This is a genomic window from Streptomyces sp. NPDC104367 (assembly GCF_055583825.1).
In genome coordinates this window covers 225,592-243,986 of record NZ_JBVJND010000008.1, presented here as the reverse complement: position 1 = coordinate 243,986, position 18,395 = coordinate 225,592, and the positions used below count along the sequence as shown (strand labels likewise).

General features: G+C 74.1%; 17 protein-coding genes and 1 tRNA gene. 11 read left to right on the top strand and 7 right to left on the bottom strand.

All coding sequences use genetic code 11. The annotated features are described in order from the left end of the window. The first annotated feature begins 82 nt into the window (after positions 1–82). Positions 83–613: a hypothetical protein gene (locus tag ACZ619_RS14890; protein ID WP_469598607.1), complete on the top strand. Its 531-nt coding sequence runs from the start codon at positions 83–85 to the stop codon at positions 611–613. A 72-nt stretch (positions 614–685) separates the two neighbouring features. On the opposite strand, the gene ACZ619_RS14885 is transcribed toward ACZ619_RS14890, so the two are convergent. After that, complete coding sequence (locus ACZ619_RS14885; RefSeq protein ID WP_469598605.1) at positions 686–1,558, bottom strand: spermidine synthase; 873 nt, start codon at positions 1,556–1,558, stop codon at positions 686–688. A 36-nt stretch (positions 1,559–1,594) separates the two neighbouring features. Continuing rightward, positions 1,595–1,996 (bottom strand): hypothetical protein, encoded by a 402-nt coding sequence (locus ACZ619_RS14880; RefSeq protein ID WP_469598603.1) that lies wholly within the window; start codon positions 1,994–1,996, stop codon positions 1,595–1,597. Positions 1,997–2,252: 256 nt separating this feature from the next. Here ACZ619_RS14880 and ACZ619_RS14875 point away from each other — a divergent pair, with 256 nt between their 5' ends. Beyond that, the gene (locus ACZ619_RS14875; protein ID WP_469598601.1) at positions 2,253–3,677 is read left to right on the top strand and encodes a hypothetical protein; all 1,425 of its coding nucleotides are present in this window, start codon (positions 2,253–2,255) and stop codon (positions 3,675–3,677) included. Positions 3,678–3,776: 99 nt separating this feature from the next. Here ACZ619_RS14875 and ACZ619_RS14870 read toward each other — a convergent pair whose 3' ends face one another. Beyond that, on the bottom strand, positions 3,777–4,373 hold the full coding sequence (locus ACZ619_RS14870; protein ID WP_469598599.1) for a histidine phosphatase family protein: 597 nt from the start codon (positions 4,371–4,373) through the stop codon (positions 3,777–3,779). Positions 4,374–4,607: 234 nt separating this feature from the next. On the opposite strand from ACZ619_RS14870, the gene ACZ619_RS14865 reads away from it, so the two are divergent. The 7 genes from ACZ619_RS14865 to ACZ619_RS14835 all read left to right on the top strand — a co-directional run bounded on the left by ACZ619_RS14865 (position 4,608) and on the right by ACZ619_RS14835 (position 10,975). Next, entirely contained in the window at positions 4,608–5,561 is a 954-nt protein-coding gene (locus tag ACZ619_RS14865; protein WP_469598597.1) for a phosphatase PAP2 family protein, read from the top strand. After that, positions 5,458–6,633 carry a hypothetical protein gene (locus tag ACZ619_RS14860; RefSeq protein WP_469598595.1) on the top strand — a complete coding sequence of 392 codons (1,176 nt, stop codon included), beginning with the start codon at positions 5,458–5,460 and terminating at the stop codon, positions 6,631–6,633. The genes ACZ619_RS14865 and ACZ619_RS14860 overlap by 104 nt, the downstream gene beginning before the upstream one ends. Continuing rightward, complete coding sequence (locus ACZ619_RS14855) at positions 6,624–8,213, top strand: hypothetical protein (RefSeq protein WP_469598593.1); 1,590 nt, start codon at positions 6,624–6,626, stop codon at positions 8,211–8,213. Before ACZ619_RS14860 ends, ACZ619_RS14855 begins: the two co-directional genes overlap by 10 nt. Beyond that, entirely contained in the window at positions 8,210–9,547 is a 1,338-nt protein-coding gene (locus tag ACZ619_RS14850; RefSeq protein WP_469598591.1) for an AAA family ATPase, read from the top strand. The genes ACZ619_RS14855 and ACZ619_RS14850 overlap by 4 nt, the downstream gene beginning before the upstream one ends. Before the next feature lie 288 nt (positions 9,548–9,835). Beyond that, on the top strand, positions 9,836–10,198 hold the full coding sequence (locus ACZ619_RS14845) for a hypothetical protein (RefSeq protein WP_469598589.1): 363 nt from the start codon (positions 9,836–9,838) through the stop codon (positions 10,196–10,198). Positions 10,199–10,302: 104 nt separating this feature from the next. Then, entirely contained in the window at positions 10,303–10,911 is a 609-nt protein-coding gene (locus tag ACZ619_RS14840; RefSeq protein WP_469598587.1) for a bifunctional DNA primase/polymerase, read from the top strand. Further along, a tRNA-Lys gene (locus tag ACZ619_RS14835) sits at positions 10,902–10,975 on the top strand. Before ACZ619_RS14840 ends, ACZ619_RS14835 begins: the two co-directional genes overlap by 10 nt. A gap of 69 nt (positions 10,976–11,044) precedes the next feature. Here the strand turns inward: ACZ619_RS14835 and ACZ619_RS14830 are convergent. Beyond that, the gene (locus tag ACZ619_RS14830) at positions 11,045–12,268 is read right to left on the bottom strand and encodes a M6 family metalloprotease domain-containing protein (RefSeq protein ID WP_469598755.1); all 1,224 of its coding nucleotides are present in this window, start codon (positions 12,266–12,268) and stop codon (positions 11,045–11,047) included. 372 nt (positions 12,269–12,640) lie between these two features. Between ACZ619_RS14830 and ACZ619_RS14825 the strand changes: the two genes are divergently transcribed. Further along, the gene (locus ACZ619_RS14825; protein WP_469598585.1) at positions 12,641–14,482 is read left to right on the top strand and encodes a putative bifunctional diguanylate cyclase/phosphodiesterase; all 1,842 of its coding nucleotides are present in this window, start codon (positions 12,641–12,643) and stop codon (positions 14,480–14,482) included. Here the strand turns inward: ACZ619_RS14825 and ACZ619_RS14820 are convergent. From ACZ619_RS14820 to ACZ619_RS14810, 3 genes are all read right to left on the bottom strand, one after another. Further along, positions 14,452–15,549 (bottom strand): LLM class flavin-dependent oxidoreductase, encoded by a 1,098-nt coding sequence (locus tag ACZ619_RS14820; protein ID WP_469598583.1) that lies wholly within the window; start codon positions 15,547–15,549, stop codon positions 14,452–14,454. The genes ACZ619_RS14825 and ACZ619_RS14820 overlap by 31 nt on opposite strands. 192 nt (positions 15,550–15,741) lie before the next feature. Then, on the bottom strand, positions 15,742–16,473 hold the full coding sequence (locus ACZ619_RS14815) for a maleate cis-trans isomerase family protein (RefSeq protein WP_469598581.1): 732 nt from the start codon (positions 16,471–16,473) through the stop codon (positions 15,742–15,744). After that, positions 16,470–17,270 carry a maleate cis-trans isomerase family protein gene (locus ACZ619_RS14810; protein WP_469598579.1) on the bottom strand — a complete coding sequence of 267 codons (801 nt, stop codon included), beginning with the start codon at positions 17,268–17,270 and terminating at the stop codon, positions 16,470–16,472. Before ACZ619_RS14810 ends, ACZ619_RS14815 begins: the two co-directional genes overlap by 4 nt. A gap of 160 nt (positions 17,271–17,430) precedes the next feature. Between ACZ619_RS14810 and ACZ619_RS14805 the strand changes: the two genes are divergently transcribed. Beyond that, positions 17,431–18,384 (top strand): D-2-hydroxyacid dehydrogenase, encoded by a 954-nt coding sequence (locus ACZ619_RS14805; RefSeq protein ID WP_469598577.1) that lies wholly within the window; start codon positions 17,431–17,433, stop codon positions 18,382–18,384. Positions 18,385–18,395 lie beyond the last annotated feature (11 nt).

Below are 18,395 nucleotides of genomic sequence, written 5' to 3'. Positions count from 1 at the left end.
CATGCGGACGACGCCGGCCGGAGCCTGTGGATAACTCGGGGCGAGTGCGCACGCCGGTGCGCCTGAGGCAGTATGGCCCGCGATGCGCAGAGGACTCGTACACGTACTGGCTTGGCTGCTCGCCACGGGCGCGGCGGCCACGCTGTCGTGGTGGGGCGTCCACACGGTGATGGCCGGCACGGCCTACGACCCGCCACGCGCCCTTCCCGTCACGGCGACGGACGACACCCCGACGACCCAGGGTGCCAAGCCCCTCGCGTCCTCGACGTCCCGTGCGCCGAGCCCGGCGAGGACTCCGTCGCCGACTCCCACCCCGACGCCGTCCCGGACCCGGACGCCGTCCCCGACTCCGTCGGCCTCCGCCGCCGCGTCCGCTTCGGCCTCCGCCTCGGGCCAGGTCAAGGCGTACGACACGGACGGCGGACGGGCGGTCTTCGACCTGGGCGAGACCAGCGCGACCCTGGTGTCGGCGACGCCGGCGACGGGCTGGTCGATGCAGGTGTGGAAGACGGAGTACTGGATCCGCGTCGAGTTCAGCCGGAGCACGGACCGGGTGTCGGTCTTCTGCACCTGGCACGACGGCCCGCCGAACGTGCAGGTGGAGACGTATTGAGCCACGGTCCCCGCAACTGGCGGCCGACGGTCGGCGGCTGACGGCTGACGGCTGACGGCTGACGGCTGACGGCTAGCGGAAGACCGACGGCGGCGGAGCGGGCGAAGCCACCGCCGCGTCGTCGCCGACGGCGGCCGCCCCGCCGGTGAAATCCCGCAGTGCCCGCCCGTGTTCGAGCCGCCCGGGGTGCGGGTCGGAAGCGCAACGCCGGGTCAGTTCCGCGACGGGCAGCGGTACATCGGCCGCCACCAGCACCGCGTTGCCGAACCGTTTCCCCCGCCACAGGGCCGCGTCCGCGACCACCGCGAGCTCCGCGAACCGCGCCCCCGCGGTGGCGATCTGCCCCTTCAGATGGGCCAGCGGCGGTCCGTCCGCCAGGTTCGCCGTGTACACGCCCCCGGGCCGCAGCACCCTGCGCACCTCGTCCAGGAACTCCGTGGACGTCAGGTGCGCCGGGGTGCGCGCCCCGGCGAACACATCCGCTACGACGAGGTCCGCCCACCCCTCCGGCACCTTCCCCAGCCCTTCGCGCGCGTCCAGGGACCGCACCCGTATCCGCGCGTTCGGGTCCAGGGGCAGCTCCCGGCGGACCAGCCGGACGAGGGCCGCGTCGCGCTCGACGACCTGCTGGGTGGAGCGGGGCCGGGTGGCCGCGACGTACCGCGCCAGCGTGAACGCCCCGCCGCCGAGGTGGACGGCCTGGAGGGGCCGGCCCGGCGGCGCGACGAGGTCGATCACATGGCCGAGGCGGCGCTGGTACTCGAAGGAGAGGTAGCCGGGGTCGTCGAGGTCGACATGGGACTGCGGGGCGCCGTCGATGAGCAGCGTCCAGGCCCGGCCGCGGTCGGGGTCGGGAAGGAGCTGGGCGAGGCCGCCGTCGACGGCCTCGACCACGGGTTCGGCGGCGGACGCCGACCGGCGCCGTGAGTTCCTGGACTTGCCCATTGCGCCATTTTCGCAGGCGGCGGCCGTACGGGAAATTCAGCGACAGCTGTCCGCGGCCTCGATCAGCCGGGCCGCCTCGCCGAGCGCCCGGCGCAGGACCGCCGGGTCCGTCGCGAGGTCGGCCTCGCCCGGCGGCAGCAGCCAGTCGGACCCCTCGACGGGCGGCTCGGGGTCGAACCGCAGCCCGCGCCCGTCGGTCCCCGTACAGGTGCTGCCGGGGACGTCCCAGCCCGCCGCGGTACCGGCCGGCACCACGAAGCCGAGGGTGTCGCCCCCGTCGTCGTGCAGCACCGGCCCCACCGCCTCCCCGGTCCCCCGGCGCAGGATGTCGACCGCCTCCAGGCCCTGTCTGGCCGGCACCGTCACGAGGTCGCATCCCGTGTCGCCTGCCGCCGGTGCCGACGGCGCACAGGGATCGTTGCTCTGGCTGGTCTCCATCCCGGCCTCCACCACGCAGCCCCCCTTGCAGTCCAGGAGGTCCAACGCGCCACCGCGTCAACGGCTACGGCGGAAGTCAGCCGCAAAGGATGGCAGTTCATGGCAGATCGTGCATGAGATATCCGGTTTGTAGCCAAACCCGGCATCACGGGTCCGACACACCAGGTACGTTCTTGCCCGCCGGAACCAAGGGTCCACACGGACAACTCACCATGAGTCCGGCATGGTTCGACGGTTCGCACGAGAGGACCCGGCCATGACGTCGTCACCAACGACCTCGTCACAGCCCGATCGGCCGGTACGGCCGAACCTCGCCTTCCGGCAGCTGCGAGGCCGGCATTCGCCGGCCGAGTTCGCCGCGCTGGTACGGCGTGCCGCCCGCGAGATCGGCGAGCGGGTGAGCTGTGACGCGCGTTACATCGGCCGGGTCGAGGCAGGTGAGATCCGCTGCCCGAACTACGCGTACGAACGGGTGTTCCTGCACATGTTCCCCGGCCGCACGCTCGCCGATCTCGGCTTCGCGCCCCGCTCGTCCGTCCGCGGACGCTGGGCCCGGCCGCCCGAGGACGAGCCCCCCTTCCTCCCCGGAGGTGAGACGCAGGGGGCCATCGGGCCGTATGACCCGCAGGACCCGTACGAGACGCACGACAACTACGAGGAGAGCGACGTGCTGCGTCGCCTATTCATGACCGGCGGGGGCGCCACGGTGGCCGCCGCCACGATGGCCCCCCTGGGCCTCACCATCGACGCCGTGGCGGCGGACCGGCCGGTGCGCCGTGCCGGGTCCTCCCACGCGGCCGCCCTGGAGGAGGCCGTACGGCGGATCCGGCTGCTGGACGACCGGCACGGCGCGGACGGGCTGTACCGGCGCGCGGCGGCCCCGCTGCGCGCGGCGTACGCGCTGCTGGACGCCGGCGCGACCCGGCAGACGACCGCCGAACGCCTGCACTCGGGCGCCGGTGAACTGGCCATCTCGGTGGGCTGGCTGGCCCATGACTCCGGCCGTTTCGACGACGCCCGCTCGCACTACGCGGAGGCGCTGGCGACGGCGCGGATGACCGGGGACGCCGGGCTGGAGGCGCACGCCTTCTGCAACACGGCGTTCCTGGCGCGGGACGCCGGGCGGCCCAGGGAGGCGGTACGGGCGGCCCAGGCCGCGCAGCGGGTCGGGCGGCCGCTGGGCTCGGCCCGCCTGATGTCCCTGCTCGCGCTGCGCGAGGCGGGCGGCTGGGCGGGGCTCGCCGACCGCACCGGCTGCGAACAGGCCCTGGCCCGGGCGCAGGCCCTCTTCGAGCGAGGCCACTCGGACGCCGACCCCGAGTGGATGAGCTTCTACGGAGAGGCCGAGCTGGAGGGCCTGGAGGCGCAGTGCTGGTCGACGCTGGGCGACTGGCCGCGGGCGGCGCGGCACGCGCGCCGGGCCGCCGACCTCCAGGATCCGCACTTCACCCGCAACATCGCGCTGTACACGGCGGAACTCGCCGACGACCTCGCGCGGGGCGGCCGCCCGGACGAGGCGGCGACGGCCGGGATGCGGGTGCTCGACCTGCTGGACCAGGTCCAGTCGTCCCGCATCCAGGCGATGCTGGCGGGCACGGCCCGGGTGCTGCTGCCGCACCGCCGCGCGAGCGGCGTCCAGGAGTTCCTGGACCGGCACACGTCCACGCCGAGGGCCGTGTAGGCCGGCTGGGCCGCACAGGCCGTGCAGGCCGGGTGAGCCGGGTGCGCCGTGCAGGCCGGGTGGGCCGCGTGCGCCGTGCAGGCCGGGTGGGCCGCGTGCCTACCCGGCGAGGTGGCCCAGGTCGTTCCAGCTCTCGACGGCCGGTTCGCCGTAGGCCCAGCCCAGCACCGACAGCGACGTCGGGTTCAGCCTGATGCGGGCCGCGAAGTCGAGGGGCAGCCCCAGCCAGCGGGCGCCGATCGACCGGAGGATGTGGCCGTGGGCGAAGACCAGGACGTCGCGGTCGGCCGAGCGCGCCCAGGCGACCACCTCGTCCGCCCGTGCGGTCACCTCGGCGAGCGTCTCCCCCTCGGGGACCCCGTCGCGCCAGATGAGCCAGCCGGGGCGGACGGACTGGATCTCGGCGGGGGTCAGGCCCTCGTACGCGCCGTAGTCCCACTCCATCAGCGTGTCCCAGCGCTCCGCGCGGTCGCCGAAGCCCGCCAGTTCGCACGTCTCACGCGCGCGTGCCAGGGGGCTGGTGCGCACCTCGACCCCGGCGAGGCCGTCGAACGGCGGCCGGTGCAGGCGCTCGCCGAGCAGCTTGGCGCCCCGGCGGCCCTCCTCCAGGAGCGGTACGTCGGTCCTGCCGGTGTGCTTGCCGGACAGCGACCACTGTGTCTGTCCGTGCCGGGCCAACAGGATGCGCGGTGCCATGGGGGAAGCGCCTTTCGGAGAAGGGGGAGGGAGAAGCGGGGGCAGGAAAACCGGGGGCGGGACCTCTCCATCATCACCCACCCTGGGAACGCGCCGGGAACGGGCAACCCGGCGGACGCTCTCCGCGTCTTTGAGGGCTGAGCGCCCCGCATGGGCGGTACCGCGGGCACCGTAAAGTGACACGGTCGGCCCACCGGGCGGCGCGGGGACGAGAAGAAGGGGGAGGGCGATCGGATGCCGCAGACCGAGACACCGGGCACCGAGGTGGTCCCGCGGGCCCGGCTGCGCTGGTGGACCGAGCTGCCGCTGATCCTGCTGGTGTACGGCTGCTACTCGGCCGGCCGCCTGCTCGCGCGCGGCAACATAGCCACCGCCGTCGACCACGGTCTGGCGATCCTGCGCGTCGAGAAGGCGCTGCACCTGAACGCCGAGCACCCGCTCAACCGCCTGTTCACACGTGAGGCGTGGCTCGGGGTGCCGGCCGACTTCTGGTACGCGTCGCTGCACTACCTGGTCACCCCGGTGATCCTGGTCTGGCTCTTCCGCAGGCGCGCCGAGGTCTACCGCCGGGCCCGCACCTGGCTGATGACGTCCACGTTCATCGGCCTGATCGGCTTCACCCTGCTGCCCACCTGCCCGCCCCGGCTGCTGGCCGCGGAGTACGGCTTCGTGGACACGATGGCGCAGTACAGCTCGTACGGCTGGTGGGGCGGCGACGCCAGCGCCCCGCGCGGTCTGGGCGGCATGACCAACCAGTACGCGGCGATGCCGAGCCTGCACTGCGGCTGGGCGCTGTGGTGCGGGATCATGCTGTGGCGGCACGGCGGCACGCGGCTGACCAAGGTGCTCGGCGTGGTCTACCCGCTGCTCACCGTGATCGTCGTGATGGGCACCGCCAACCACTACTTCCTGGACGCGGTCGCGGGCGTCGCGGTGATGGGCGTCGGCCTCCTGCTCACGCCGTACGTGATGCGCGGCGCGGACCACGTCCGGGTCCGGTTCGCCCCGGGCGCCTCGCTCGTCGCAGCACGCTCGGACGGCTCGGGTTCCCCGATTGTCAGTGGCGGGTGCCAGACTTCGCCGGGTGAGCGAATCCCATCGCAGCGCGAGTCCCGGCTCGCCTCCGGAGCCGAACCGGACGCCTCTCCGTCAGACGCGGGGGACGGCGCTCCGGCACCAGCTCGCTGAGCTGCGCGGCCCCGAAGTCCCCGCCAAGGCCCTCGACGCGCGCGCCCTCGCGGCGCTGGCCGCGAACCCGGGGTGCCGGCGGCGGGCGATCCTGGACGGCGCCGGGGTGGACAAGACCGCGCTGGCGAGCGCCCTCGGTGCGCCGTCGGCCTTCGGCCAGTCTCAGTTCGCGCTGACCCGGGGCAACGCGTTCGAGGCGAAGGTGAAGGCGGACGGCGGCGCCGAACTGCTGCGGCTGGTGCGGTCCCGGCTGGACCCGGGCGCCGAGCCGGCCGACGGGGCCGCCGTGCCCGACCTGACCGCGACCGGCCCCCAGGGGCGTACGGCGCGGACGGCGCTGGCGCTGCGGGAGGCGGCCGAGGCGGGCGGCTGGACGCTGCTGGACCATCCGATGCTGACCCTGGAGGTGGCCGGCTCCCCCGCGTTCCTGGAGCCGGACGCGGTGGTCGTGCACCCCGACGGCAGCTGGACGGTCGTGGAGATCAAGTCCTTCCCGATGCTGGACGGTTCGGCGGACGCGGCCAAGGTCGGCGCGGCCGCGCGGCAGGCCGCCGTGTACGTGCTGGCCCTGGAGGAGGTCGCCGCCCGGCTCGACCCGGCTCCGCGCGTGCGCCACGACGTGCTGCTGGTCTGCCCCAAGGACTTCTCCAACCTGCCCACCGCCTGCGCCGTGGACGTCCGCAAGCAGCGCGCGGTCACCGCCCGCCAGCTGGCCCGGCTCACCCGTATCCAGGAGATCGCCGACACCCTCCCCGAGGGCACCTGCTTCGCCCCGGACCGGCCCGCCGAGGAGCTGACGGCGGCGGTCGACGCGGTCCCGGCGACGTACGCGCCCGAGTGCCTGTCCGCCTGCGAGCTGGCCTTCCACTGCCGGCAGCGCTCCCGCGCGGCCGACGAGGTGACCTCGCTCGGCCGCGCGGTCCGCGCCGAACTGGGCGGCCTGACCACGGTCGAGGACGTCCTGTCGGCGGCCCGCGGCGAGACCGGCGACCCGGACGACCCGGCGGTGGCGGCCCTGCGGCGGGCGGCGGCCCTGCGGGCGGAGGCACTGGAGGGGGCCGCGTGTCCCTGATCACCACCCTGGCCCGGCTGGAGGCCGTGAGCACCGGCACCGCCCAGCGGGCGGCGACCGTCCGCCACCGGCACCTGTCCGAACGGCCGCTCGTCCTGGTGCCGCTGACCACCGCCGGTGAGGCCGGTGCCCCGCTCGGCGCGCTGGTCGGCACCGACCGGGACGCCCCGCGGCTGCTGGTCGTGCCCCAGCCGCGCGACCGCGACCTGCGCTTCGCCTTCCTCGCCGAACTCGCCGACGTCGTCCTGCCCCATCTGGACTCCTACGCCGGGTCCGTGGAGGCCGCCGAGCGCACCGAGACCGACCCGGAGACCGGCAAGCGGGTCAAGGTCGAGGTCGAACTCTGCTCGGACGCACCCCAGTTGATCGTCCCGGGCCGCGCGGGCATCGAGTACGTACGGCTGCTGGGCCGCTCGATGCGGTTCCGGCGCACGGCGGAGCAGGACCCGGAGACGCCCTATCCGGCCCCGCCCCGGGTGCCGTTGCTGGGCCGCTGGCTCACCCACTTCGGGGAGCGCGCCCGGGTCCCCGGCTCCGCCCTGCTGCTCGCCATGACGGACCTGCTGTCCCGGCACTGGGCGACCGGTCAGTCCGGCGTGGAGGACCAGCACCTGGGGGCGCTGCTCGCCTGGATCGACCCCCCGCGGGGCAGCACGGGCGCGGCGGCGGCCCGGCGGGCCGAGCTGGCGCGGGACGGGGACGGTCAGTTGCTGTGCCCGCCGGCCGGACCCGCCACCGACCCCGCCTTCGACAACAGGCTGCTGGCCCCCGCCTTCGAGCGCTACGACCGGGCCCGCACCGCCCTCGCCACCGCCGAGGACGGCCTCCAGGCCGACGCCCGGCTGGCCGTTCTCACCGCCGCCGAGCGGGAGGTCCTCGCGCTGGTGGAGAGCCGCACCCGGCCCACCTGGGACGCGGTCTGGCAGGGGCTGGACCTGCTGCGCGGGCTGCCCGAGGGCGCCCGTGCCGAGGAGCGGTGGACGCGCGACCGCTGGTCGTTCACCGGCCACCGCGACCGCGTCCTGGCCGGAGAGCCCCCGCAGCCGCGCCGCGACGACGCGGTGACCGCCGCGAACAAGCTGGCCACGCGCGAGCGCGAACAGGCCCGGCTGGACGCCCAGGAGGCGCTCGACGACCCGCTGGTGATGGCGGGGCGGCGGCTGACCGGGGAGGCGTTCGCGGGCGAGGTCCTCGATGTGGTGATGGCGTACAGCGAGGGCAAGCGGCCCAGCCCGCGCCCGCTGGTGACGGTGCGCACCGAGGACCGGCCGCACCTCGGCGAGCGGGTGAAGGTGTACCGCTCGCTGGGCGGGAAGCCGCAGTCGCTGGAGTTCGCCGGGTTCGAGGCCGAGGGGGTCCTGGTGCTGCGTGTGCTCGACAAGATGGGCCGTGGAAAGGAACCGGAGGAGGGTTCCGTCCCGGAGAAGGGCGACCGGCTCGTCCTCACCCTGTTCGAGCACGAGCAGCGCGGCGGGGCGAAGCTGCCCGACCCGGAGGCGACTCCGTGGACGCACGGCGGGCCGCCGGGCGAGGCCGTCCAGGAGACCCCGGACGCGGTGACGCGGGAGGACGTGCTGTGACGGCCACGGACTTCGACCCCGGGACGGCCGCGGCCCGGGCCACCGCCGCGATCCTCCACGACACCCTGCACGGCACCGACCGGGGTGTGGTCGTGGACTCGCCGCCGGGCGCCGGCAAGTCGACGCTGGTGGTCCGCGCGGCGCTGGAACTCGCGGACGCGGGGCGCCCGCTGATGGTGGTCGCGCAGACCAACGCCCAGGTCGACGACCTGGTCCTCAGGCTCGCCGAGAAGAACCCGGAGCTGCCCGTCGGCCGGCTGCACAGCAGTGACGCCGACCCGTACGACAAGGCACTGGACGACCTGCCGAACGTCCGCAAGTCGGCGAAGGCGGGCGACCTCAGGGAGACGCCGGTCGTGCTGTCCACGGCCGCGAAGTGGGCGCACGTGAAGGTGGACGAGCCCTGGCGGCACGCGATCGTGGACGAGGCGTACCAGATGCGCTCGGACTCGCTCCTCGCGGTGGCCGGGCTGTTCGAGCGGGCGCTGTTCGTGGGCGACCCGGGCCAGCTGGACCCGTTCGCGATCGTGGGCAGCGAGCAGTGGGCGGGCCTGTCGTACGACCCCTCGGGCTCGGCGGTCTTCACCCTGCTCGCGCACAACCCGGGCCTGCCCCAGCACCGCCTCCCCGTCTCCTGGCGGCTGCCCGCCTCCGCCGCCCCGCTGGTCTCCGGCGCGTTCTACCCGTACACCCCGTTCCGCAGCGGCACCGGCCACGGCGACCGCCGCCTCACCTTCGCCGTGCCCGGCGACGGCTCCGGGCCCGACCGGGTGATCGACGAGGCGGCCGAGTCCGGCTGGGGCCTGCTGGAGCTGCCCGCCCGGCACACCCCGCGCACCGACCCGGAGGCGGTCCGGGCGGTGGCGGTGGTGGTGCGGCGGCTGCTCGACCGGGGCGGCGCCGCCGTCTCGGAGCGCTCACCGGACGCCACGCCCCTCACCGCCGACCGGGTCGCGGTCGGCACGGCCCACCGGGACCAGGCGGCGGCGGTCCGCGCGGCCCTGGCGGAGCTGGGCGTGCGCGATGTCACGGTCGACACGGCCAATCGGCTCCAGGGCCGCGAGTACGACGTCACGGTGGTGCTCCACCCGCTCTCCGGCCGCCCCGACGCGACCGCCTTCCACCTGGAGACGGGGCGCCTGTGCGTGCTGGCCTCCCGGCACCGCCACGCGTGCATCGTGGTCTGCCGCGCGGGCGTGACCGACCTCCTCGACGACTACCCGTCGACGGAACCCGTCCAACTGGGCACGGTCGTCAAATTCCCCGACGGCTGGGAGGCCAACCACGCCGTCCTCGCCCACCTGACCGAACACCGCGTCCCTTGGAAGCCGTGACCAACGCTTCGGTGCCCGCCGGCCGACCTGCGCTGCCGGGCCCCACCCGCCGGACGGAGTCCGGCACGCCGCCGGAGGCGGCCGACGGGTCGCAGCCCCCGACGGCTGGGAGGCCAACCACGCCGTCCTCGCCCACCTGACCGAACACCGCGTCCCCTGGAAGCCGTGACGGGGTTCGTGTGTTCGGGCGTGCGGAGTGTCACGCGTCGGCCTGGGGGTGGCCTTGCGCGGGCGCGAGACAATGGACGGTGGCCATCGAACCGTAGGACCGTACGAGGAGGACCAGACATGGCGGAGCCCACGCCGCGTCGGAACGAACCGCGGCTACGCCCCGCGCCCCTGCTCTTCGAGCCCGTGGAAGCGGTCGCCGACCCGGAGCACTTCTTCGACCTGGAGTCGATCGACGACCCCAAGGTGCTGCTGGCGCGCGCGACGGAGCTGACCCAGGCGTTCCGCGCGGCCACCGACCGGGCGGTGGAGTTCCAGGCGATGGCCGCGGCCCAGCTCGCCGACCCGCGCCGCTTCGACCGGCTGACCCCGGCGGACATCGCGGAACGCGCCGACTGGACCGAGGACTACGCGAAGAAGATGGTCGAGTTCGGCCGGGACCTGCTGAAGGGGCTGGAGGGGCAGGGGCCCGAGCAGATCTAGCGGACGGCATATGCCGGGCGGGCAAGATACCCGGTGTGGGGCGGGGCGTCCCGGTTTTTCGCAACCGAGGGCGAGCGTGCGTGCACGCGGGGTATCAATTCCGTATGAGCAGCAACTCGTACGAGGCGCCCCACCCCGGCCCCGCCGGCCGCGACGACGCGGCCGGGGTCACCTCCGACGGAGCCGCCTGGCTGGCCTCCGCAGGAACGTATCCGCGGAGCACGCTCGCGCTCTGGGAGGAGCGGCCGGACGCCCCGGTCGTCCTGCCCTGCGGCAGCTCGTTCGACGTGGTGAGCGCCCCGGCGATGTTCGGCCGCCGGATGCTGGACCGGCTGTGGGACGAGGGGCCGGGCTCGGGGCCGGTCGCGGTGTTCCGGGGCCGGACGCTCCTGTTCGCCGCTCCGGGCACCGCCCAGCGGCTGCCCTCGCTGCTGGACTGGGAGGAGTGGGGCGGCCGCGGCCGGGCCGTACCGCCGCTGCTGTGCCACGGCACCGGCGACGCGGTGACCGTCCCGGCGCCGCGGGCCGAGCCCTCCCCCGGCCCGGCCGGGTCCCGCTGGCTGGTCGCCCCGGACACCCGGCACCCGTGGCTTCCGGGCCCCGAGATCATGCTGTGGGCGGCGGTGCGGGCGGCCCGGGCGGCCGTGCGGATATCGATTTTTCCTCCCGCCGATCAGGATGCTAAGGTCTACGACGTCAGCAGGCGCCGCTAGCTCAGTTGGTTAGAGCAGCTGACTCTTAATCAGCGGGTCCGGGGTTCGAGTCCCTGGCGGCGCACGCAGAGTAGAACGTTCGGGCCAGGCTCCTGTGAGCCTGGCCCGAACGTTTTCACGTCTCCGGGGCGGTTCAGCCCGGTCCGCCCGGCTCCCCCGGTGTGATCCTCACGTTCCAGGCGCCCGACGCCGTCCGGCTCTCCGCCTCCACCTTCACCCCGTCCCCCGGCACCGTGAAGCTCTCGCCGAGCGCGACCGGGGCGTCGGCGAGCGGCGGGTAGACCGAGGTCTCCCAGCAGGCCTCGGTGTCCGGGTGGGCGTCGATCACCTCGACGGGGCCGCCGCCGGAGGCCGTCTCGTCGCGGACCCGGTAGACCAGGACGCCCTGCCGGCAGGCCGCGCTGTCGTTGCCGGAGGCGCCGCGCGCCTCGAAGGCCAGCACGCTGTGCGGACCGGTGCGCACGACCGCCAGCTTGGTGCCGCCGCCGAGCCCGAAGGCCGGGGCGCCGGCCGTCCCCAGGGCGGACCCGCCCGGCCCGGCGGACAGCGGCTCCAGCGTCAGCCGGACCGGCCCGGTCCCCCGTACGCACACCACCTGGCGCGGATCCAGCCATCCCAGCTTCCACTTGTGCCAGGCGAAGAGATCCGGGGACAGCCCGAACTGGCTGCCCATCAGATCCCAGTCGCCGACATAGGTGTCCCAGTCGCCCTTGCCGTCCGCCGGACGGTGGTAGAGGTCGGGGAGGTCGAAGACGTGCCCGGTCTCATGGGCGAGAACCAGCCGGTCCGGCGGATGCTTCTCGAAGACGGTGACGACCCTGCGGACGTCGGTGCCGTCGACGCGCATCGGGGTGTCCAGGTTGACCACCTTGGTGGCGTCCGAGTCCACGCCGGGCGCGTCCGGGTCGGCCACGAGGTAGACGACGTCGTAGCGCGAGAAGTCGACCTCGGGATCGGCGACCGCGAACGCGTCCCGCAGGTAGGCGGCGCGCAGCGGGATGCTCCAGTCCCGCCTTATCCCGTACGCGACCGACGGCCTGGGCATCCGCAGCCAGTGCTTCATGGGGTGCGGTGCGATGGTGAACTTCCCGTAGGAGGCCTGCTCGTAGTAGCGGCTGGTGGCCGGGAAGTGGTCGGCGGCGAGCTCCGCGGGCGTGGTGCGCGGGGCGGCGTCCGGGAAGGAGAGGAAGACCATCACGGCCGAGAGCGGGCGGGTGGGGCGGGTGTAGTCGGGGTTCCAGGTGTCGACGCCCTCGGAGTGGTGCGCGTCGGTGCGGGGCAGGGCGCACGGCGCCGTGGAGAACGGCTCGGCCGCCGACGGTCCGGTGAGGATCGTCATCGCGACGAGCGCCGCCATCGTGGTGAGGACGGCGGCGGTGCTGCGCAGCGGGGGACGCGGCACGGAAGGACCTCCGGGGCGGTTCGCGGGACACCGCCACCCAGCCTGTGCGAGTTTGTCGTCGTATGACCTGTTTATCTGCACCAGAAGGGTGAGGAACCCCCAGGTGGCCGCCGGACGACCCGAACGGCCGACACCCCGACACACTCACGGAACGTCACAAGTGGTCGGGTGCCTCAAGAACCCGTCCAGGTGCGGGCAGAAACGATCTGTCAGAACACCCGGTTCATCGGGGACACTGGAGAGTGGCTGGAAGGCCTCCGGGCCAGCCTCTATGATCGGCACACTTTCCTGCACGGACAGCGATCGAGTGCACTGCGGGAGCGAGCGGTGAGCGGAACGTCCGAAGGGCCGACGCCCGCGGCAGACCTCGACCGGTCCGCCGTCACAGACAGTGACAAGAGCTATCGGAAGTCGTACGGGACGACAGAGCAGAAGACGTACGAGCACGCCTTCGCGGGCGCCACGCTGCCCATGGCCGTGGTCGACCGCGAAGGCCTGGTCGCCACCGCCAACGAGGCGTTCGCCACCCTGATCGGCGCCGATCCGGCCGGACTGCCCGGTCGGGCCGCCGCGGACCTGGTGGACCTGGCCTCCGACGCCCGTACCTGGCACGCCTATCGCGAGGTACTGCGCGGCAGGAACGCCAAGTTGCGCTGCACCCGGCGGCTGAAGCACCCCGACGGGCACTCGGTGTGGGCCCAGGTGACCGTCGCACCGCTCGCCAAGGACGCGCCGGGGGTGCTGGTTTCGGTCTCGGACATCAGCGACCGGCGCGAACTCCAGGCCCGGCTACGGCACTTGCAGATGCACGACCCGGTGACCCGGCTGCCCAACCGGACCCTGTTCTTCGAGCGGCTCTCGGCCGCGCTGGAGGCGGAGTCGTACGAGCGCAGCGGCACCGGCCGGATCGGTCTGTGCTATCTGGACCTCGACGGCTTCAAGGCGGTCAACGACACCCTCGGCCACCGGGTCGGCGACCGGCTGCTGGCCTCCGTCGCCGAACGGCTGACCCGGGTGGCCGACGAGGCCGGCTTCGCACGGGCCGGGGCCCCGCTCGTCGCCCGCCTGGGCGGCGACGAGTTCGCCCTGCTGGTCGAGGACTCCACCGGTACCGAGCAGCTGGCCGACCTGGCCGAGTCGGCGCTGGCCGCCCTCCAGGCGCCGTTCGACCTGGCCGGCCAGCGGCTGTCGCTGTCGGCGTCGATCGGGGTGGTGGAGCGGCACGCGGCGGGCACCACCGCCACCGGCCTGATGCAGGCCGCCGACACGACCCTCTACTGGGCGAAGGCCGACGGCAAGTCCCGCTGGACGCTGTTCGACCCGGAGCGCAACGCCCACCGCATGACCCGCCAGGCGCTCTCCTCCACCCTCCGCCCGGCCATCGAGCGCGGCGAGTTCGTGCTGGAGTACCAGCCGCTGGTGGGCATGGGGGACGGCCGGCTGAGCGGGGTCGAGGCGCTGGTGCGCTGGCACCACCCGCAGTTCGGCACCCTGACGCCGAATCGGTTCATCGGTCTGGCGGAGGAGGACGGCTCGATCGTCCCGCTCGGCCGCTGGGCCCTGACCACCGCCTGCCGCCAGGCCCGCCGCTGGCAGCTGGACCACCCCGGCGAGCCGCCGATCTTCGTCAGCGTCAACGTCGCCGTCCGCCAGGTCTGGGACTCCGACCTGGTCGCCGACGTGGCGGAGACCCTCGCCGAGACCGGGCTGGCCCCGCACCTGCTCCAGCTGGAGCTGACGGAGTCGGCGGTCATGGGCTCGGCGGGCCGCCCGCTCCAGGCCCTCCAGGCGCTCAGCGACATGGGCGTCCGGATCGCCATCGACGACTTCGGCACCGGCTACTCCAACCTCGCCTACCTCAGCCGCCTGCCGGTCTCCGTCCTCAAGCTGGACGGCTCCTTCGTGCGCGGCTTCCAGTACGACGACCCGGGCGACCGCCCGAACCCGGCCGACGAGGTGGTGGTCGAGGCGATGATCCAGCTGGCCCACCGCCTCGGCCTCACCGTCACCGCCGAGTGCGTGGAGACCTCGGCGCAGGCCTCCCGGCTGCGCCACATCGGCTGCGACACCGGCCAGGGCTGGCTCTACTCCCGGCCGGTGACGGCGGATCGTATCTCCGAACTGCTGGACACCCGGACCTACGCGGACACCCCGGCCGGCAAACCGTAGGCGTCGGCGACCAGTTCGTAGGAGCGCAGCCTCAGCTCGCCGCGGTGGGCGTGGGTGGTGAGCATCAACTCGTCGGCGCCGGTGCGCTTGTGGAGGTCGTCGAGGCCGGAGCGGACCTGGTCGGCGGTGCCGGACACGATGTTGGACGTCCAGGAGTGCACGAACTCCTCCTCCATCGGGGAGAACTCGTACCCGTCGACGTCGTCCGGGTCCGGGAACAGGCCGGGCCGGCCCGTCCGCAGCCGCAGCATGTTCAGCGCCCCCGCCCGCACCTGGCGGCCGGCCTCCCGCTCCTCGTCCACGGCGAGCACCGAGACGCCGATGACGGCGTAGGGCTCGTCGAGGACGGCGGACGGGCTGAAGGACTCCCGGTACAGGTCGAGGGCCGGGAGGGTGTTCTGCGCGGAGAAGTGGTGCGCGAAGGCGAACGGCAGCCCGAGCATGCCGGCCAGCCGGGCGCTGAACCCGGAGGAGCCGAGCAGCCACACGGGCGGGCGGTGCGGCGACTGCACACCGCCGGGGGTGCTGCTCTGCACCGGGCCCGGGATCGCGTGGATCCTGCGGTACCGGTGCCCGTCCGGGAAGTCGTCGTCGAGGAACCGGGTCAGCTCGGCGAGCTGCTGCGGGAAGTCGTCGGCGCCCTCGGCGAGGGTCTGGGTGCGGCGCAGCGCGGCGGCCGTGGCGCCGTCGGTGCCCGGGGCGCGGCCCAGCCCGAGGTCGATCCGGCCGGGGGCCAGCGCCTCCAGCGTGCCGAACTGCTCCGCGATCACCAGCGGGGCGTGGTTGGGCAGCATGACGCCGCCCGAGCCGAGCCGGATGCGGTCGGTGTGGGCGGCGAGGTGGGCGAGGATCACGGCGGGCGAGGAGGAGGCCACGCCCGGCATCGAGTGGTGCTCGGCGACCCAGTACCGCTGGAAGCCGCGCGCCTCGGTGAGCCGCGCGAGCTCGACGCTGGTGCGCAGTGCGTCGGTGGCGGTGCTGCCGGTGCCGACGGTCACCAGATCCAGTACGGAGAGGGGGACGGGGGCGGTGCCGTGCGTGATGCCCCGGATCTCGTCTGCCGACACGGTGAGAGCCTCCTGTTTCGCGGCCTTGAGCTGTCCTGAGGGGCGTTAACAGGAGGATGTCTCCGTTTATTCCTGGCCCGCTGTCGCAGCGCGGCCGCGGGCGGGTGGGGGCCGGTCGCGCAGTTCCCCGCGCCCCTTCGGGGCGCTGTGCCGGGCCTCGCGCGGGCAGGCCCCTCCGGGGGCGCTGCGGGATCAGGCCTGCACGATCGGTTCGCGGGTGAAGAGGGTGCCGAGGGAGGGGGCGTTGACCCTGCGGTCCGCCAGGCGCAGGCCCTCCCAGACGGTGACCTGGTTGGCCGTGAGCACCGGTTTCGACAGCGCCTTCTCCAGCAGGGACAGGTGCGCGGCCGTGTGCAGCGCCGTGTCCGGCAGCAGGACCGCCTCCGCCCCGGGGTCGTCCGCGGCCCGCGCCAGCGTCAGCACCTCCTCCTCGCCCCACGTCCCCACCTCCGCCGCCGTGACGACCCCGCAGGAGCGGACGCCGGTCACCTCCAGGCCCCCGGCCCGCAGGAAGTCCGCGAAGAGGGCGGCCACGTCGTCCGGGTAGGTCGCGCCCACCGCCACCCGCCGCAGCCCGAGCTCCCGCGCCGCGCGCACGAACGCGAAGGACGTCGAGGAGGCCGGCAGCCCGGCCGCCCGGGCGAGCGCGCGGACCTGCTGCTGGGCGCCCTCCCAGCCGTACACGAAGCTTCCGCTGGTGCACGCCCAGATCACCGCGTCCGCGCCCGTCAGCCGCAGCTCCGCGACGCCCGCGGCCAGCCGCCGCTCGGAGCCCATCTCGCGCAGCGCGTCCACCCGGTGCGCGTCCTCGCCGATGTCGGTGTGGACGACGTCCACCCGGATGTCGCTGCCGAGCAACTGCTCGATGCGGGGGTAGTCGTCCTCGGCCGAGTGCCCCGGGTAGAGGAGTCCTAGCGCTGTCATGTCCAGCCTTCCTGCTGTTCTTCCGGCAGTACGGGCCACTCCCGCGGCGCGGTCGATCCGTCCCCGTGACGGATCAGCGCCTGATAGGGGCCCACCGCTCGGGTACCCAGCCTGCGCAGCGCCGCCCACATCGTGACCTGGTTGGCGGACAGGACGGGGATGCGCAGCTCCGCCTCCAGCTGGGGGATGACGTCGTAGGTGGGCAGGTTGGTGCAGGAGATGAACAGGGCGTCGGCGGCCCCGGGCCGTACCGCCTTGCGTGCCATGACGGCCACGTCCCGGTACGGCACCTGCCAGATGTGCCTGGTCAGCCCCATGAACGCGCAGCCCGCGACCACCGTGCCCGCCTCCGCGACGTACCGCTCCAGCACCCGGGTCACCGAGACGGTGTACGGCGTGACCAGCGCGAGCCGTCGTACGCCCAGCTCGGTCAGCGCCTCCAGGAGCGCCCCGGAGGTGGTCACCGACGGCACCGCGCCGGAGCGGGTCATCGCCTCGCACATCGCGCGCTCACCGGCGATCCCGCCGACGAAGCTGCCGGAGGTGCAGGCGTAGGCGACGACCTCGGGGGCGACGGCGGTGAGCGCCCGCACCGCCTCGCCGAGGGTCTCGTGCTCGCTGACCAGCCGGGCCAGGTCGAGGCCGACCTCGACGGGCACGAAGGGCGTCCTGGTCAGATGCAGGGAGACGGTGTCCGGCACCCAGCGCCACAGCTCGCGGTCGAGCGCGAAGTCGAACGGTGCCACCACGCCGATGCCGCGCTGTGGAAGAGGTCCGCCCAGAAAGGAGACGTCCATGGGAAGTCACCGGCCTCACGCTGGAAGTCGAGGGGCAACGGTCGACGGATACGCCCGTGTTGACGAAGGTAGGTTCGGGTGCGAGCGTGGTCAATCCGCGCATGTCAGACGATCCGTCCGCGCATGTCAGACGCCGTCGCAGACCGGGAGACCGCCCCGCATGACGCCCCCCGTGCCCACCTTGCTGGTCCTCGACGCCGACCCGCCGCCGCGGCTGGGCCGGCTCACCGGGCGTGCCCGGATCGTGCACACGGACGCGGCCGGCCTGGCCGCCCGGCTGCCGGCCGCCGACGTCCTGCTGGTCTGGGACTTCGCCTCGCGGGCGGTCCGCGAGGCCTGGCCGGGCGAGGGGCCACGGCCGCGCTGGGTGCACACGGCGAGCGCGGGCGTGGACCATCTGATGTGCCCCGAGCTGGCCGCGTCCGACACGGTCGTCACCAACGCGCGCGGGATCTTCGACCGGCCGATCGCCGAGTACGTGGCCGCGCTGGTGCTGGCCGTCGCCAAGGACCTGCCGCGGACCCTCGATCTCCAGCGGGAGCGGACCTGGCGGCACCGGGAGACGCGCCGGGTGGCCGGCACCCGCGCGTGCGTGGTCGGCTCCGGTCCGATCGGCCGGGCGATCGTGCGCACCCTGAAGGCGCTCGACGTGACCACCGCGCTGGTCGGGCGCGTCCCGCGCACCGGCGTGCACGGCCCCGGCGACCTGGACCGGCTGATGTCCCGCGCGGACTGGGTGGTCTCGGCCGCCCCGCTGACCGAGCGGACGCGGGGCATGTTCGACGCGCACCGGTTCGGTGTGATGCAGCCGTCGGCCTGCTTCATCAACGTCGGCCGCGGTCCGCTGGTGGACGAGGAGGCCCTGGTCACGGCGTTGACGCGGCGCTGGATCGCGGCCGCCGCGCTGGACGTCCTCGGCACCGAACCGCTGCCCGCCGACAGCCCGTTGTGGCGGGTGCCGGGTCTGATCGTGTCCCCCCACATGAGCGGGGACACGGTCGGCTGGCGGGACGAACTGGGAACGCAGTTCGTGGAGTTGTACGAGCGCTGGGCCGCGGGCAGGTCTCTGCCGAACGTGGTCGACAAGGAACGCGGATACGTGCCAGGTCACTGACCCCCGGGAGG